At 68.5% G+C, this 16,528-nt stretch carries 17 protein-coding genes; 6 read left to right on the top strand and 11 right to left on the bottom strand.

Going from position 1 to position 16,528, the window contains the following annotated elements; all coding sequences use genetic code 11:
* Positions 1–7 precede the first annotated feature (7 nt).
* Positions 8–898, top strand: a complete 891-nt coding sequence (locus ABZ794_RS02835) for a PaaX family transcriptional regulator C-terminal domain-containing protein (protein WP_210780445.1) — start codon at positions 8–10, stop codon at positions 896–898.
* Here ABZ794_RS02835 and ABZ794_RS02830 read toward each other — a convergent pair.
* The 8 genes from ABZ794_RS02830 to ABZ794_RS02795 form a co-directional block, all read right to left on the bottom strand.
* Entirely contained in the window at positions 819–2,345 is a 1,527-nt protein-coding gene (locus tag ABZ794_RS02830; protein ID WP_238690166.1) for a long-chain fatty acid--CoA ligase, read from the bottom strand. The genes ABZ794_RS02835 and ABZ794_RS02830 overlap by 80 nt on opposite strands.
* Before the next feature lie 58 nt (positions 2,346–2,403).
* The gene (locus ABZ794_RS02825; protein ID WP_210780447.1) at positions 2,404–2,856 is read right to left on the bottom strand and encodes a MaoC family dehydratase; all 453 of its coding nucleotides are present in this window, start codon (positions 2,854–2,856) and stop codon (positions 2,404–2,406) included.
* Between the two features lie 16 nt (positions 2,857–2,872).
* Positions 2,873–3,754 carry an amidohydrolase family protein gene (locus tag ABZ794_RS02820; protein WP_210780448.1) on the bottom strand — a complete coding sequence of 294 codons (882 nt, stop codon included), beginning with the start codon at positions 3,752–3,754 and terminating at the stop codon, positions 2,873–2,875.
* A gap of 51 nt (positions 3,755–3,805) precedes the next feature.
* Entirely contained in the window at positions 3,806–4,732 is a 927-nt protein-coding gene (locus tag ABZ794_RS02815) for an SDR family NAD(P)-dependent oxidoreductase (RefSeq protein ID WP_210780449.1), read from the bottom strand.
* 162 nt (positions 4,733–4,894) lie between these two features.
* On the bottom strand, positions 4,895–5,635 hold the full coding sequence (locus ABZ794_RS02810; RefSeq protein WP_238690167.1) for an IclR family transcriptional regulator: 741 nt from the start codon (positions 5,633–5,635) through the stop codon (positions 4,895–4,897).
* A gap of 54 nt (positions 5,636–5,689) precedes the next feature.
* Positions 5,690–6,643, bottom strand: a complete 954-nt coding sequence (locus ABZ794_RS02805) for a PDR/VanB family oxidoreductase (RefSeq protein ID WP_307850413.1) — start codon at positions 6,641–6,643, stop codon at positions 5,690–5,692.
* Positions 6,640–6,858 (bottom strand): hypothetical protein, encoded by a 219-nt coding sequence (locus ABZ794_RS02800; protein ID WP_210780451.1) that lies wholly within the window; start codon positions 6,856–6,858, stop codon positions 6,640–6,642. The genes ABZ794_RS02805 and ABZ794_RS02800 overlap by 4 nt, the downstream gene beginning before the upstream one ends.
* Complete coding sequence (locus tag ABZ794_RS02795) at positions 6,855–7,898, bottom strand: aromatic ring-hydroxylating dioxygenase subunit alpha (RefSeq protein ID WP_210780452.1); 1,044 nt, start codon at positions 7,896–7,898, stop codon at positions 6,855–6,857. The genes ABZ794_RS02800 and ABZ794_RS02795 overlap by 4 nt, the downstream gene beginning before the upstream one ends.
* 697 nt (positions 7,899–8,595) lie before the next feature.
* Here ABZ794_RS02795 and ABZ794_RS02790 point away from each other — a divergent pair.
* Both ABZ794_RS02790 and ABZ794_RS02785 read left to right on the top strand, forming a co-directional pair.
* Positions 8,596–10,944 carry a non-reducing end alpha-L-arabinofuranosidase family hydrolase gene (locus tag ABZ794_RS02790; RefSeq protein WP_307850415.1) on the top strand — a complete coding sequence of 783 codons (2,349 nt, stop codon included), beginning with the start codon at positions 8,596–8,598 and terminating at the stop codon, positions 10,942–10,944.
* 139 nt (positions 10,945–11,083) lie between these two features.
* Positions 11,084–12,427, top strand: a complete 1,344-nt coding sequence (locus ABZ794_RS02785; RefSeq protein ID WP_357513879.1) for a ricin-type beta-trefoil lectin domain protein — start codon at positions 11,084–11,086, stop codon at positions 12,425–12,427.
* Positions 12,428–12,541: 114 nt separating this feature from the next.
* On the opposite strand, the gene ABZ794_RS02780 is transcribed toward ABZ794_RS02785, so the two are convergent.
* The 3 genes from ABZ794_RS02780 to ABZ794_RS02770 form a co-directional block, all read right to left on the bottom strand.
* The gene (locus tag ABZ794_RS02780) at positions 12,542–13,027 is read right to left on the bottom strand and encodes a hypothetical protein (RefSeq protein WP_210780454.1); all 486 of its coding nucleotides are present in this window, start codon (positions 13,025–13,027) and stop codon (positions 12,542–12,544) included.
* Positions 13,024–13,791: an SDR family oxidoreductase gene (locus tag ABZ794_RS02775; protein ID WP_210780455.1), complete on the bottom strand. Its 768-nt coding sequence runs from the start codon at positions 13,789–13,791 to the stop codon at positions 13,024–13,026. The genes ABZ794_RS02780 and ABZ794_RS02775 overlap by 4 nt, the downstream gene beginning before the upstream one ends.
* 154 nt (positions 13,792–13,945) lie before the next feature.
* Positions 13,946–14,557: a copper resistance protein CopC gene (locus tag ABZ794_RS02770; protein WP_210780456.1), complete on the bottom strand. Its 612-nt coding sequence runs from the start codon at positions 14,555–14,557 to the stop codon at positions 13,946–13,948.
* Positions 14,558–14,731: 174 nt separating this feature from the next.
* Between ABZ794_RS02770 and ABZ794_RS02765 the strand changes: the two genes are divergently transcribed.
* From ABZ794_RS02765 to sigJ, 3 genes are all read left to right on the top strand, one after another.
* Positions 14,732–15,166: a hypothetical protein gene (locus ABZ794_RS02765; protein WP_210780457.1), complete on the top strand. Its 435-nt coding sequence runs from the start codon at positions 14,732–14,734 to the stop codon at positions 15,164–15,166.
* A 29-nt stretch (positions 15,167–15,195) separates the two neighbouring features.
* Positions 15,196–15,495, top strand: coding sequence for a sigma factor (locus ABZ794_RS02760; protein ID WP_210780458.1), 300 nt, complete (start codon positions 15,196–15,198; stop codon positions 15,493–15,495).
* Positions 15,496–15,633: 138 nt separating this feature from the next.
* Positions 15,634–16,491 carry an RNA polymerase sigma factor SigJ gene (gene sigJ, locus ABZ794_RS02755; RefSeq protein WP_247668655.1) on the top strand — a complete coding sequence of 286 codons (858 nt, stop codon included), beginning with the start codon at positions 15,634–15,636 and terminating at the stop codon, positions 16,489–16,491.
* Positions 16,492–16,528: the final 37 nt, after the last annotated feature.

The raw sequence follows: 16,528 nt of genomic DNA, 5'->3' as shown, positions 1-16,528 counted from the left end.
AAGGGCTGTGGGTAGTCGTCAGCCGAAGCAGTTGTTGCTGGCCTTCTTTGGCGAGCATGTCGTCGACGGCGCCACTGGGCCGATCCGGGCGAGCGTCCTGATAAACGTGCTGGAGGGTGCGGACGTCGCCGCGCCGGCCACCCGCGCGACCCTCGACCGTCTCGTGCACAGCGGCATCCTCGCCCGAAGCAGGAGTGGCCGGGAGACGCTGTTCTCGCTGACCGAACACGGCGTCGCGGTGCTGCGCGAGGCGACGTACCGCGTCCGCGGGCCGCGGCCGTTCGACCCGCAGGGCAGCGGCTGGACCCTGGTCACCTTCTCGATCCCCGAGGGCCAGCGGATGCTGCGGCACCGACTGCGCTCAACCCTCACCTGGGAGGGCTTCGCGCCGATCCGGGACGGCCTCTGGCTCGCGCCCGGCGAGGTCGACCTCGCCGGCTCGCTGGAGCCGCTGCGGCAGGACCTCGCGCCCAACACCGTGGTCGCCTTCCACGCCCGCGAACTCGCCGGGTTCCCGATCGGCGAGAGCGTACGCGCGGCGTGGGACATCGAGGCAATCCGGCGCGCGCACCTCGCCTTCATCGACACCTGGGACGACCCCTCCGCGCTGGGGATGGCACCGACTGCCCTCACCGTACGCACGATGCTCGTGGCGGACTGGCTCGCCCTGCTGCGCGCCGACCCACGGCTGCCGGCCGAGTTCATGGACGCGGAATGGCCCGCCACGAAATCGGCTCAGACCTACCGTCGGGTGCACGAGAAGCTGGCCGAGGCGTCCGCGGCGGAGTTCGATGCACTCGTCGCGGCCCGGCCCGCGACTAGGCGCCGAATCGGGTCCTCAGATCCGCCTTCCGCACCTTCCCCGACGCGGTCCGCGGCAGCTCGTCCACGACGATGACGTTCCTCGGGAGCTTGTAGCGCGCGATCCTGCCGTCGAGGCACGCCCGGACGGAGGCGGTGTCCACGAACACCCCCTCCCGGACGGTCACGATCGCCCACGGCACCTCCCCCCACCGCTCGTCCGGTACGCCGATGACCGCCGCCGAGGTCACCCCGTCGACCTCGGTGAGCAGCCGCTCGAGTTCGAGCGGGTAGATGTTCTCGCCCCCTGAAATGATCATGTCCTTGAGGCGACCGGAGATGTAGAGGTAGCCGTCGGCGTCCAGGTGACCGAGGTCGCCGGAGCGGAACCACCCGTCGGGTGTGAACGCCTCGACGGTCGCCTCCGGGAGCCCGTGGTAGCCGGGAAAGACGTTGGGCCCGGCCACCTCGATCTCACCGACGGCGCCGGCGGGCACCACCACACCGGCCGCATCGGTGATCCGCACGTCGGTGAAGAAATGCGGCAGACCGACACTGCCCTGCTTGACGCGGGTCATCGTCGAGGGCAGCGCGGTCGCGCCCGGCGCGGCCTCGGTCATGCCGTAACCCTGCGAGAACGACAGCCCCCGCGCCTCGTACGCGTTGAGGATGCGGGCCGGCACCGCCGAACCTCCGCAGGTGAGCTTCGTCAGCGTCGACAGGTCGGTCGACGCCCAGGCGGGGTGATCGGCCATCAGCTGGTAGGTGGTCGGCACGCCGCTGAGCATGGTGACCCCGTGCCGCTCGATCTGCGCGAGCGCGTGGCCCGGCTCGAAGCCCTTCTCGATGACCATCGTGGCGCCCTTGAGGATGACGGGCAGGGCACCCATCCCGAGCGAGGCGACGTGGAACAGCGGCGAGATCATGAGCGCGACGTCCGTGGAGACGACGTCGTAGTCGACCACACAGTTGAGCGCCACCCAGGTGAGGTTGCCGTGCGTCAGCACGGCGCCCTTGGCCCGGCCGGTCGTGCCCGAGGTGTAGACGATCGCCGCCGGGTCCTCGTGGGCGGTGTCGGCATGGTCGGTGAACGGGGTGCGGGCGGCCCGTGCCAGGGCGGCCAGCCCGGGCCGGTCCGCGGTGCCCGCACCGTTGACGATGACGGACGGGGTCCGGGCGGCCGGCGCGGCGGAGGCCACCGGCGCGGCGAAGTCCAGGTCGTGGATCAGCACCCGAGCGCCGCAGTCGCCGAGGACGTGGGCGATCTCGGGCGCGGCGAGCCGGGTGTTGATCGGCACGAAGACGGCGCCGACCTGCGCCGCCCCGAACATCACCTGGAGAAATTCTGGGCTGTTCTCACCCAGGTAGGCGACGGAGTCGCCCTTGCCGACGCCCCGATCCCGCAGCACGGCTGAGACCCGGTCGGTGGCTTCGGCAAACTGTCCGTACGTCATGGGCGACCGCTCGCCGTGGATGATCGCGACCTGGTCCGGGGACTTGAGCCGGCGCTTGGCCACCCAGGCGCCGATTCCCTGCTGGTGCATCATCTTCTCCTGTGGGTGGAGGTGGTGTGCTCATCCGGCTCGACGGATGCCCCCGGGCTCAGGCGTAGAAGCGGTACAGCCCTCGCGCGACGACCGCCGGCTTGGTCCCGTCCTCGATCTCGATCGTCTGGTCGACAGCGAGCTGGTAGCCGCCGCGGACCTCGACGACCTCGACGACTGTGGCTTGCATGCGCACCCGCGCCCCGACCACGACCGGTGCGGGGAAGCGGACCTTGTCGAGGCCGTAGTTCACCTTCGTGGTCACGCCCTTGACCTCGAGCAGTTCGGTCCAGAAGGGAACCGCCAGAGAGAGGGTGAGGAAGCCGTGCGCGATGGGTGCGCCGAACGGGCCGGTCCTCGCCCGTTCGGGGTCGACGTGGATCCACTGGTGGTCGTCCGTGGCATCCGCGAACAGGTCCACCTGGTCCTGGGTGACCGTGCGGTACCCGGTGTGGCCGAGATCGGTGCCGGCAAGGTCGCCGAGCCGGTCGTAGGTGATGGTCGTCGTCATGCGTTTCCTCTCGTCGTCAGCGGGCGAGGCCCAGCAGTCGGACCGCGTTGTCCTTCAGGATGCCCGGGAGCACATCCGGCTTGAGGTCGGTCGCCTGCACGTCGCGCAGCCACCGGTCGGGGGTCAGCATCGGGTAGTCGGTGCCGAACAGCACCCGCCGCTTCAGCACCGAGTTGGCGTAGCGCACCAACTCGGCCGGGAAGTACTTCGGGCTCCAGCCGGACAGGTCGATCCAGGTGTTGTGCTTGTGCGTGGCCACCGACAACGCCTCGTCCTGCCAGGGCACCGACGGGTGGGCCATGATGATCTGCAGGTTGGGGAAGTCGGCCGCGATCGGGTCGAGCAGGATCGGGTTCGACAGGCCGAGCCGCAGACCGTAGCCGCCCGGCGTACCCGCGCCGATGCCGGTCTGCCCGGTGTGGAAGAGCGCCGGGACGCCCGCCCGCTCCAGCAGGCCCCACAGCGGCGCGTACTCGTCGTGGCTGGGGTCGAAGCCCTGCACGGTGGGGTGGAACTTGAAGCCGCGTACGCCCTCCTCCCGGATCAGCCGGTCGGCGAGTTCGAGGGCCGCTGCCCCGGTGCGCGGGTCGACCGATCCGAACGGAACGAGCACGTCGGCGTGCTCGGCCGCCGCGCGAGCGATGTCGGTGCTGGACAGTGGCCGGTGCTTCAGTTGCGTACGCGCGTCCACTGTGAAGACGACGGCTGCCATGTGCCGTTCGCGGTAGTACTGGGCCACAGCCTCGACCGCAGGCCGTGGGCCGTCCGTCTTGAAGTACGCCGACGCCGCTGCCACGAGCGGTTCGGGCAGTGAGGTGTGACCGTGGTCGTCGACCTCGATGTGCACGTGCATGTCGATCGCCGTGACGTCGTCAAGGTCGATGGCGGGCTGGTACATGGGGCCAACCTTCGTCGGGCGGTTCTGCGCAGGCGGGTCTGCTCGGGCTGGTCAGGACGTCGTGGGCTCGAACTCCTCGGGGAGTTTCGGGAAGCGTTCGCCGACGCTCTGCGCGGCGCCGGCGAACGTCGTCGGCCAGGCGTCCACGAGCGCGTCGTACGTCCAGCCGCCCTCGCGGTGCGCGGTCAGCGCCGCCTCGGGGTGGGTCCAGATCTGCAGGCGGTCACCGCCGACACCGATCACCTGGCCGGTCACCGAGGCCGCCGCGTCGGAGCCGAGGAACGCGACAAGTCCGGCCACGTCGTCCGCAGTGCCGAACCCCAGATCGTGTCGGAAGAACGCGGGCATCGGCTCGCCGTTCGCCTCGGCCCGTACCGCCGCGGCGAAGTAGGGGACGGTGGCGGTCATCGCGGTCGCGGCGACCGGGACGACGGTGTTGGCGGTGATGCCGGCCCGCTTGAGTTCGAGCGCCCAGGTACGGACCATGCCGACGATGCCCGCCTTGGCGGCTGCGTAGTTGGTCTGGCCGAAGTTTCCCCGCTGTCCGGTGGGTGACCCGACGCAGATGATCCGCCCGCCCTCGCCGGCCTGCCGCATGTGCTGCACCGCCTCGCGCACTGTGGTGAACGTGCCGCGCAGGTGCACGTTTATGACGGTGTCGAAGTCGTCGTCGCTCATCTTCCACAGCACCGTGTCGCGCAGGACGCCTGCGTTGGTGACGAGGATGTCCAGGCGCCCGAAGTGCTCCACCGCCGTGCTGACGAGTTCCTTCGCGGTCTCGGTCGGGCCGACCGGTGCGACCACCGCGACGGCCCGGCCGCCGAATGCCTCAATCGCCGCCACGGCGTCGGCCGTGACCGAGGCGTCGACGTCGTTTACCACAACCGAGGCGCCCCGCCGCGCCAGCTCCTGCGCGTAGGCGAGGCCCAGACCCCGCCCAGCCCCGGTGACGATGGCGACTTTGCCGTCCAGTGACATGAGCGCTCTCTTTCGTCGATGCCGATCTGCGCACGAGGGTGGGGGTCAGCTGTCGCACGGGCAACGTAATGCAGAATTTGATCGGGCGTCAACGATTTGCAGTCTGTCTACATCAGACGGGGCTGTGGGTCTGGCCGGCAGGGCGCGACCGCTGAGGTTTCCCTACCTCGGTGGTTGCTGGTGGGAGCTGTTCAGCGCCCGGGAGACCACCCGACCCGCGGCCTGGACCAACGGTGCCAACGCCACCGGGTCCGCGCGGTCGTGGGCGACCACCAGCGAGATCGCTGCCACCACACCCTCCGGTACGCGGATCGGCGCGGCCACCGAGAGGGCGTCCATGGTGACCTGACGGTCGCTGACCGCGTATCCGATCCGGCGCACCTCGGCGAGGCAGCGACGCAGCCGCTTCGGGTCGGTGATGGTCAGTTCGGTGTACCGCTCCAACGGCGCGGCCAGCACCTGCTCCTGGACCTCGGCGGGCGCGTGGGCGAGCAGGACCAGCCCGACGCCGGTGGCGTGCAGCGCGAAGCGACCCCCCACCCGGGTGAGCACGGGCACCGCGTGTCGCCCGGCGATCCGTTCGATGAAGACGAGTTCAAGGTCCTGCCGGACGGCGAGCTGGACGTTCTCGTGGGTCACCTCGTACAGGTCCTCCATGACCGGCAGTGCCAGCTCCCGCAGCCCAAGGCCCCTCGGGGCGAGCGAGCCCACCTCCCACAGCCGCAGACCGATCCGGTACCGCCCGTCGTCGCCGCGCTCCAGTGCCCCCCACGCGACCAGTTCCGCGGCCCGCCGGTACACGGTGGGCAGGGGCAGTCCGGTGCGACGCGCCAACTCGCTCAGGGTCAACACCGGACTGGCCTGGCTGAACGCGTCCAGCAGCGCCAGCACCTTACTGGTCACCGACCGTCCCGGTTGTGCGCGCACCTCGCCATCATCCCCGCGTGCGCCGGCCGCTCACAGCTCAAGGACGAGCCGCGGCGTGCGGGCCCGGGACACACAGATCATCATGGTGTCCCCGGCGGCCCGCTCCTCCTCGGTGAGCAGGCTGTCGCGATGCTCCGGCATGCCGGCGAGCACCGGGGTCTCGCAGGTGCCGCAGGTGCCCTCTCGGCAGGACGAGAGGACCTGCACGCCAGCCTCCTCCACCGCCTGCAGGATCGGCGTACCCGGGGGCACCGTCACCGTCCGCCCGGAGAGCGCGAGTTCGACCACGATCGTCGTCTCCGGCTCCCCGGTGCCGGCCGGGGCGGTGAAGCGCTCGACGTGCAGGCAGCCGGTTGGCCAGCCGCGGCAGTGCTCCTCGACTGCTGTGATCAGTGCTTCCGGGCCACAGCAGTAGACGAGCCCGGCGCCGGGCCGGCCCAGCAATCCGGCCAGGTCGAGCAACCCGGTCTCGTCCTGCGGGTGCAGGCTCACCCGGTCGCCGTACTTTTCCCACAGGGTGGTGGCGAAGGCCATCGTGGTGCGGCTGCGTCCCCCGTACACCAGCCGCCAGTCGGCGCCCGCGGCGTCGGCGGCGGCGACCATCGGTGCGATGGGGGTGATACCGATGCCACCGGCGACGAAGAGGTAGCGCCGTGCCGCGACCAGCGGGAAGGTGTTACGCGGTCCGCTCACCCGGACGGTCGCCCCGACGGTGAGCCGCTCGTGCACCAGCCGGGAGCCGCCGCGTCCGTTCGGTTCGCGCTGCACCGCGATCCGCAGGGCGGACCGGTCCGCCGGGTCGCCGCAGAGGGAGTACTGACGGGCCCAGCCGGTGCTCAACTCCAGGTCGATGTGCGCGCCCGGCGCCCACTCGGGCAGGTCACCGCCGTCGGCGCGACACAGGCGAATCGCCACGACCTCGGCCGCCACCCGATCCCGGCCGGCAACCACCAGCTCCACACCGGTCAGAACGTCCACTGTCACTCGCGCATCGCCATCGTTCTCGGCGGTCCGGCCGCCCGCACCGCCACACCCTGGTGGCCCTGCGGGTGGGCGAGCAGCCACTCCCACAACTCGACCGGGTCCTCGGCGATCCGCTCGGCCCCACAGTGGCAGATCCCACGCAGGGTGTCGGTGCCCGGCACCCAGTGGATCCGGTAGACCCGGTCCCCCGTGAGGGTGCCTGCCAGGGAGCTCACCGCGCCGCTCCCACCGTCCCCGACCCGACCATCCGGGCCAGCAGCCGCCGGGCGGCCAGGCCACCGGTGTCGATGTTGATGCTCAGCTCCTGATACCTGTCCGGCTCGGTCGCGATCACCTGCTCCAGGATGTTGAGCGCGGTCACATCCTGCATGACCACTGTGTGGTTGCTGTGGTGGAGGTACTCGCTGACCGACTCGTCGTCGATCGCGAAGTCGCGCGCCACGGCCCAGAAGTCATAGGTGGTGTTCTCGGTCGACGGGGTGATGGCGTACACGATCTCGGCGTGGAACGCTTCGCTGTCCTCGCCCTCGGCGGGCGGATGCACGCCCTGCGGCGCGATCCGGCTGTGCAGCAGGTAGAGGCAGGGCGGGTGGTATTCGATGTCCTGCCACCGGGTGATCCGGCCCTGGATCCCGGTCGAGCGGGCGTAGAACGGAGGGCACTCGGCGTCGTCCATGTGCCGACTGACATAGACGATCCCCCGGTCCTCGTCCACCTCGGTGGTGATCGGGGTGTTCGCTACCTCCGGCGTGCCGATGTAACCGCCGTGCAGATAGGTCTCGTGGGACAGGTCGAGGAGGTTGTCCACCAGCAGGCCGTACCGCGCGTTCAACGGCGCCATGCCGCGTACCACCGCGTAGCGGGGGTCGGCGAGCCACGGTGCGCGGGGAATCGCGGCGGGGTCGGCGCGGTCCAGGTCGCCGATCCAGACCCAGATGAAGGAGTCCTGTTCCACCACCGGGAACGAGGGAACCCGCGCGGTGCGCGGGATGCGCTGCTGACCCGGCACGAAGACGCAGGCGCCGGTCGGATCGTAGGTGAAGCCGTGGTAGCCGCAGACGATGGTGTCACCGTCGAGCCGGCTCTCCGAGAGCGGGAAGCGCCGGTGCACGCACCGGTCAGCGAGCGCCACCGGCTTCCCGGCACCGGTGCGGTACAGCACCAGCGGCTCACCGAGCACCGTACGGGCGAGCAGTGCCCGCCCGACCTCGCTGGCGTAGGCCGCCACGTACCACTGGTTACGCGCGAAGGCCATGCGACCGACCCCCCTCCTGGACGAACACGGGTGGGGCCAAATCATCGCGTGAGGTGTGCGCGGCGGGGACTGAGCTTTCACTGGATGAAAGGCCGAGGTGCGGTCTGCCATCAACTTGTGGATGGTTCACCGTGATCGGGGTCACAACCGACAGCGCCGGCCGCTCCGGGAGACCAGAGGATTTGATCTTGCCCGGCCGAAGGGAGTCGAACACCTGTCGCCCTGATCCGTAACACACCCGAAACTACCGGTTGAAAACTCTGGAATTTTCTGCCAGCCTGGGAGCCATCGATGAGTGTGAACGTTAACATGATCACTTCACTTCCGGAGGCGCCTCAGGTGACCACCAGCCCACCCACCTAACAGGTACCACGTCCACCACCGGCAGACCCCAGCGCCCGCAACCGCTTCCCGGCGGGCGACCGGACGCACTCACCGCAACCCCTGCATCCGCTGATCAGGCAGCCCGAGACGGCTCGTCTCCGCACGGGCGCCTGACGTGAGTCCGGCCCGCTCAGGCCGACTCAGCATCGTGGCCGCCGCCATCCGAGCGGGGCTTCCCACTCGAACAGCGACCGAGCTCCATCCATCCCACCACTGGAGGACCGGCATGGTTTCCCGGACCCGTCCCATCGGGCGCACCCGACTACGAGCACTAACTTTTTCCGGAACGGCCGCGATAATTCTGGCTCTGGCCGTGTCGCTGCTGCCCAATCTGGCCCAGGCCGCCGAGACGACCCTCGGTGCCGCCGCAGCCCAGTCCGGCCGGTACTTCGGTGCCGCCGTCGCCGCCAACAAACTCAACGACAGCGCCTACACGACGATCCTGAATCGTGAGTTCAACAGCGTCACTCCCGAGAACGAAATGAAGATCGACGCGACCGAGCCGCAGCAGAACAACTTCACCTTCAGCAACGCGGACCGGATCGTGAACCACGCCATCTCCCGGGGTTGGAAGGTCCGGGGCCACACCCTGGCCTGGTACTCGCAGCAGCCGGGCTGGATGCAGAGCATGGAGGGCACCGCCCTGCGCAATGCGATGCTGAACCACGTCACCCGAGTGGCCAGCTACTACCGGGGCAAGATCGACTCTTGGGATGTGGTGAACGAGGCGTTCGAGGACGGCAACAGCGGCGCCCGCCGCAACTCGAACCTCCAGCGCACCGGCAACGACTGGATCGAGGCGGCGTTCCGCGCCGCCGACGCGGCGGACCCGAACGCGAAGCTCTGCTACAACGACTACAACACCGACAACTGGACCTGGGCCAAGACGCAGGCCGTGTACAACATGGTTCGCGACTTCAAGTCTCGTGGGGTGCCGATCGACTGCGTCGGCTTCCAGTCGCACTTCAACGCCAACTCGCCGTACAACAGCAACTACCGCACCACGCTGTCCAGCTTCGCCGCCCTCGGGGTGGACGTGCAGATCACCGAGCTGGACATCGAAGGCTCCGGCACGACGCAGGCCAACACCTACCGCAGTGTGGTCAACGACTGCCTTGCCGTGGCGCGCTGCAACGGGCTCACCGTGTGGGGGGTGCGGGACTGCGACTCGTGGCGCTCCAGCGGCACCCCGCTGCTCTTCGAGTGCAACGGCAACAAGAAGGCCGCCTACACGGCCACCCTGGAGGCGCTGAACAGCGCGGGCCCCACTCCCACTCCCACGCCCACCACGCCGGGGCCCACCCCCACCGTCCCACCAGGCTCCGCCTCTGAGATCGTCGGCACACAGTCCGGCAGGTGCGTCGACGTACCCAACGCCTCGACCAGCAACGGCACCCGGGTGCAGCTCTACGACTGCAACAAGCAGACCAACCAGGCATGGACCTACACCTCGGGCAAACAGCTACAGGTGTACGGGAACATGTGCCTCGACGCCGCAGGCACCGCCAACGGCGCGGCAGTACAGATCTACAGCTGCCACAGCCAGACCAACCAACAGTGGAACGTCAACTCCAACGGCACCATCAGCAACGTCCAGTCCGGACGATGCCTCGATGCCTGGAGCACCACCAACGGAGCCCAGATCCAGCTCTACGACTGCCACGGACAAACCAACCAGCAGTTCAGGCTCGCCTCCGTCGGCGGTCCCACCCAAACGCCGACGCCGACGCCGACGACGCCGCCACCCGGCGGTTCGTGTGACCTTCCCTCGTCGTACCGCTGGTCGTCCACGGGCGCGCTGGCGCAGCCGAGGTCGGGGTGGGTGTCGCTGAAGGACTTCACCCACGCGCCCTACAACGGCCAGCAGTTGGTCTACGCGACCACGCACGACACGGGCACGACCTGGGGCTCGATGAACTTCGGTCTCTTCTCGAACTGGAACCAGATGGGGTCGGCGTCGCAGAATCAGATGCCGTTCGCGGCGGTGGCGCCGTCGTTGTTCTACTTCGCACCGCGCAACATCTGGGTGCTCGCCTACCAGTGGGGCGGGCCGGCCTTCTCCTACCGGACGTCGACCGACCCGACCAACGTGAACAGTTGGTCCGCGGCGCAGACGCTGTTCACCGGAAGCATCTCCAACTCCAGCACGGGCCCGATCGACCAGGCGATCATCGGTGACGACCAGAACATGTACCTGTTCTTCGCCGGGGACAACGGCAGGATCTACCGGGCCAGCATGCCCATCGGGAACTTCCCGGGCAGCTTCGGGTCGAACTACACGACGATCATGACCGACACCACCAACAACCTGTTCGAAGGGGTTCAGGTCTACAAACTCCAGGGCCAGAACCGGTACCTCATGCTCGTCGAGGCGATCGGCGCGAACGGGCGCTACTTCCGATCGTTCACGGCCACCAGCCTGGGTGGTACGTGGACACCGCAGGCCACGTCCGAGAGCAACCCGTTCGCCGGCAAGGCCAACAGCGGCGTCACCTGGACCAACGACATCAGCCATGGCGAACTGATCCGCAGCAACGCCGATCAGACCATGACCGTTGACGCCTGCAACCTGCAACTGCTCTACCAGGGGCGTTCCCCCAGCTCCGGCGGCGACTACGGCCTTCTGCCGTACCGGCCGGGTCTGCTGACGCTGCAACGCTGACGACCGGACAACGCCGGGGCGGGCAGGCTCGGCACCACACCGAGCCCGCCCGCCCCGCACCCACCACCACCAGGAGGTAGCGACAGTGCGAGGACACGGGCACCACCCCCCGCCCGCGGGGGAAACCCATACCGACCGAATGCCCGCCCGATTTCGGGGACGGCTGTTCAAGCTCGCCGCGGCTGGGATCGCCGCCGCAGTCGGGCTGTTCACCATTACCGTCGCGACCGGGTCGGCGTCGGCCGCCGACAACCCGTACCAGCGGGGCCCGGATCCCACCCGGACCAGCGTCACCGCCGTGAACGGTCCCTTCGCCAACACGTCGGTCAGCGTCCCGACCGGGTACGGCTTCAACGGCGGCCGGATCTACTACCCGACCGACACCAGCCAGGGCACCTTCGGGGCCATCGCGATCTCGCCGGGCTACACCGCGTTGTTCTCCGCCGAGCTGGCCTGGATGGGACCGTGGCTGGCGTCCCACGGCTTCGTCGTGATCGGCATCGAGACCAACAGCCGCAACGACTTCGACACCGCCCGAGGCACCCAACTGCTCGCCGCACTGGACTACCTCACACAGCAGAGCCCCGTACGCGACCGGGTCGACCCCAACCGGTTGGCCGTCGCAGGCCACTCCATGGGTGGCGGCGGCGCGCTGAGCGCAGCCACCCGACGCCCGTCGTTGAAGGCAGTGGTCGGCATCGCGCCGTACTCGCCGTCGTCGAACCTGGCCAACGACCGGGTGCCCACCATGATCTTCTCTGGGCAGGCGGACACGGTGGTCACCCCGTCCTACGCCACCGGCCTGTACAACAGCCTCCCGGCCACGACGGAGAGCGTCTACCTGGAGGTCGCCGGCGCGGATCATGGCTTCATGGTCGGACGGTCGAACCCGGTGATGGTCCGGACCATGCTGCCGTTCGTCAAGATGTTCATCGACAACGACACCCGGTACAGCCAGTTCCTCTGCCCACTGCTCGACTCCAGCGGCGTGGTCACCTACCGCAGCACCTGCCCGTTGCTGCCCTCGACCCCGACCGACCCGCCGACCCCCACCGACCCGCCGACCCCCACCGATCCGCCGACCGTTCCGCCCGGCTCCGCCAGCGAAATCGTCGGCACCCAATCCGGCAGGTGCGTCGACGTACCCAACGCCTCACGGAACAACGGCACCCGGGTCCAGCTCTACGGCTGCAACAAACAAGCCAACCAGGCATGGACCTACACCACAACCAAACAACTCCAGGTGTACGGCACCATGTGCCTCGACGCCGCAGGCACCGCCAACGGCGCGGCAGTACAGATCTACAGCTGCCACAGCCAGACCAACCAACAGTGGAACATCAACTCCAACGGCACCATCAGCAACGTCCAATCCGGACGCTGCCTCGACGCCTGGAGCACCACCAACGGAGCCCAAATCCAGCTCTACGACTGCCACGGACAAACCAACCAACAGTTCCGACTCGCCGCCCTCGCCCGCTGATCACAGCCAAGATCGCACAGCACCCGTTCGACTGTGTGCAGATGGACCAACGGCAGGGCGAGATCCAACACACCTGAAACGGGCGGACCCGGCGTCGCGCCGGGTCCGCCCGCATCACGTGGCCGGAGTGCGGCGACGCCTGGCGTCTCGGACGAGCGTCAGGGCGATGACGAGAAGGCCGAGCAGGGCGACGACGGCATTGGCGGTTGTGAGGAACACCTTCTCGCCAAGGGTGGCGTGGTGCAGATGGGTCAGGTGGAAGAAGAAGTGGGGTATGGCGAAGGTGGAGAATGCCGCCGCGGCGGGGATGGTGAAGACCGCCCGAGGTGCGACGAGCGCTATGCCGAGGACGACAGCGAGGCCGAGGGTAGCTCCGCCGAAGTCTCGCGCGTAGTGCTCGCTGAACGGCGGGGTGAGGCTGACGGTCGGGAAGTTGTTGTAGAAGCTTTCGGGGAAGACCTGGTTCCAGAACCCGACAACGAGTTCGTCGAGGAAGAGGACGGCCAGAGCGATCCGGATCAACGCGGTCAGCGCGGTGTCGCGCCCGTCTGTTGACGTTGCCGGCGGTGCGGCGGGGGTGGGTGACCGGCCTTCGTTCATCGGGTCCGCCCGGCGTCGTGCTGCGCTGCCGGGCTGGCCAGCCACTGGTCGAAGGTCTGTTTGCCCCTCGGACCGGGGCCGGTGGGCAGCAGGCCGTTTTCGGCCATGGCTCGCCCGGTCGCTCCCGGAAGGCGGACGGGCAGGACAAGGCGGTGACTCCCGCGGGTACGCAGCAGGCGGCGGGCCATGTCAGACATGCGCAACTGTTGCGGGCCGGCGATGTCGGGCGCCCGTCCGGCCGGGTCTGCCAGTGCGAGGTCGACGAGACAGTTGGCGACTTCATGGGACGCGATCGGCTGCATGAGCATCTGGGGCACCACTGCGATCGGGCCGGGAATGGTGGCGAGCATCTGCGCGGCCAACTCGTAGAACTGCGTCGAGCGGAGCAACGTCGCCGGTACCGCACCGTCCAGGACCAGCCTCTCCTGGCGTCGTTTGCCCGCGTAGTAACCCCAATTCACCCGGTCGGCGCCGACGACCGACAGCGCGACGTGGTGCCGCACCCCGACGCGCTGGCCTGCGGCGAGCAGGTTCGTTGTCGCCGTGCCGAAGAAGCGCTCCGACTTCTTCCGGTTGATCGTCGACACGTTGCTGACGTCGATCACGACCGGCACGCCGGTCAGCGCCTCGACCAGCCCGGAACCGCGGATCAGGTCGACGCCCGTGGAGCGGGCGAGGATGACCGGCTCGTGTCCGGCAGCCCGCACGGCGTGGACGACGAGACGTCCGACGCCGCCGGTCCCGCCAGCTACCGCGATACGCACTGAGCTACCTCCCGATCTGCGTTCGCCGTAACGCCGCTGTGGCGCGTAGCCCGGACCGGGGGCCGGGGTGAAAGGGAGATAAGTCGCTGTGATGTCACTGTTGGTTCTACCTCTCCGAGACTTCTCGTCCAGGACACAGACTGCGCAAATAGCCCTAAAGGGTGGAACCCTCGCCTGTATCGGTGCGCTTGCTGGCGGCGTAGACACCGCGTGAGAGCGTCATGATCGCGAGTAGGAGGGCCAGTACTGCTCCACCCGAGGCGGCGTACAACGCGACGACTCCGCCGCGCGTGAGGCGGGCCCGAAACGGATTCGCTGCGGCGGCCGCCGCGGCTTCCGCTCCCACAGTGAACTCCGCCGTGCCGGCTACCGGGTGTCCGTCGGTGAAGGTCGCCCGCCAACTGATCTCGTACCAGCCGTCAGGCATATCCGCTCTCACCTGATGGCGCAGCGTCGCTGCGTGGACAGCCGACCGGCCGACTGCCCAATCCGTCCCCGTGTGGTCCGTCACTGTGACACTGCTGTCGGACGTGATCTCGGCGGCGAACACCACCTCGACCCGTTGCGGGGCCTTCGCGAGCGCGGCACCGGCGGTCGGCGTGATCGAATGCGTCGCGCCGTGCGCGAACGCGGGCGCGGGTGTGACCGCCAGCGGGAACCCGGTCGCAAGCGCGACCGTGACGATCAATCTGACGCTACGACGAATGCGAGGCGCCCGACCGGTGTCCGACCTGTCGGTCACGCGCGCCGCAACGCTTCTCTTCATGGCGTTCTCCCCTCCGCCGCGAACGACCGCGGCGTCTGCGAACAGGACCGAGCGGCCCTCCGATTCGTGACAGCAGAGGTCACGGCCGGGGCGGTGTGTCACGAATCGGAGACCTGCTCGGTCCGTACCTGGTGACACTCACCCACCACCGGCACAGCGCAAGGAGCGACGATCATGACCGCCATCATCCGCATCGCACTGGCGATCTTGTTTCTCGACAATTTCGTGGTCGGAGCCTGGAACGCGATCTGGCCGGCCAGCTTCTACGCGAACTTCCCGACCGTGGATCTCACGCCGCCGTTCAGCGAGCACTACGCGCGGGACTTCGGTACGGCATCACTAGCGATCGCCCTGCTGCTGGGCATCGCGGCGGTCAAACCCACCGCCCACTTCGTCATCCCTGCCGCGGCTGCCTATTCGGTCTTCGCGCTACCCCATTTCTTCTATCACCTCACGAACATGCAGGGGGCGACCGTGGGTGAGGCGATCCTCCTCACCACCGCAAACGCGACCGTGGCGCTCATCGGCCTGGTGATCATCTTGCTGACGGCGCTACGCGACCGTTCGGCGGCTCGGCGCGGTCTCGCCTCGGCTCGGGCCGCCCACTGAACCTGCTGCGTCAACCACTGGGAGAACCGATGGTTCCCGAACCCCTCCGGCCACCTCGGCTGAACGCGCTACCCAGCGCGTTCTGCGTCGTCGTCGCCGAACGACGCCTCCTCAAGAACCTCGCGTACCACCTGCTCGGTTCAGTTGACGTCGCTGAACACGCGGTACAAGCGACGTACACCATCTGGTACACCATGCCGGACGACAAACAGGATGGCATCAACAGTCCCTTTACCTGGCTCGTCGGCACGCTCGTGCAGATCTGTATCGGTCTGCTCGAATCGCCGCCGACCCAAGCCGCTGGCCATAACGCCGCTCGGGTGCTGTAGTACGGCCCGACAGGGGTACCTGTGTGGTTGGTGCTCAACAGACAGCAGCGATGTCGGCGGCAGTTCAAATTCGCCTGCACATTCAGGGATAGAAGCGACGAGGCGGCGGCCATGGTAGGGCGAGGAAAAGACGGGGCAATGGTCGACGCGTTAGCGGTGTTCGACGCGGTCCGTCCGCGGCTCTTCGGCATCGCCTACCGGATGCTCGGCAGCGTCGCCGAGGCGGAGGACATCGTGCAGGAATCCTGGCTCCGGTGGCAGCAGACCGAACGCAGCCAGGTACGGGACCCGATCGGGTTCCTGGTCACGACGACTTCTCGGCTCGCTCTGAACGCCGCGACGTCGGCTCGCGCCCGCCGCGAGTTGTATCCCGGACCGTGGCTACCCGAGCCCGTCGACACCTCCGCCGACCCGACACTCCGGGCCGAACGCAACGAGTCGCTCGAACTCGCCGTGCTACTCCTGTTGGAACGGCTCACCCCGGCCGAGCGAGCGGTGTACGTGCTGCGGGAGGCGTTCGACTACCCATTCCGGCGGATCGGCGAGGTACTCGACGTCACTGAGGCATACGCACGACAGCTCGGCCACCGCGCCCGCACGCACCTGGCCCGGCAGCGGCGCGAACCGGTCGGCCACGCCGACCGCGACCGCCTGCTGCATGCCTTTCTCGCCGCAGCCCGCTCCGGTGAGCTGACCCAGCTCGAGGAACTGCTCGCCGAAACAGCCATCTCCTACGCCGACGGCGGCGGCACCGTCCGGGCCGCCCAGCTACCCGTCGTCGGACGTGACAACGTCGCGCGTTACCTCCTGGGACTGATCCGGAAGTTCGGCCGCGACCTCTCACCGGAGATCGTCGAATCCAACGGCCAGGCCGCGATCCTCGTCTCGCGGCCCGGGACAACTGTCGCTCTGGTCACCATCGACGCCTCACCCGCCGGGATCGAACGAGTGTTGATCATCCTCAACCCGCAGAAACTAGCCCAGTTCCAGCGGTGACCGTCGGCACCGACGCCTGGCGACGCGTGGTTCGTCG

The organism is Micromonospora sp. NPDC047187 (assembly GCF_040643355.1).
Classification (GTDB): Bacteria; Actinomycetota; Actinomycetes; order Mycobacteriales; family Micromonosporaceae; genus Micromonospora; species Micromonospora salmantinae.
The sequence above is the reverse complement of the archived record's forward strand: the minus strand, read 5'-3'. Positions and strand labels throughout refer to the sequence as shown.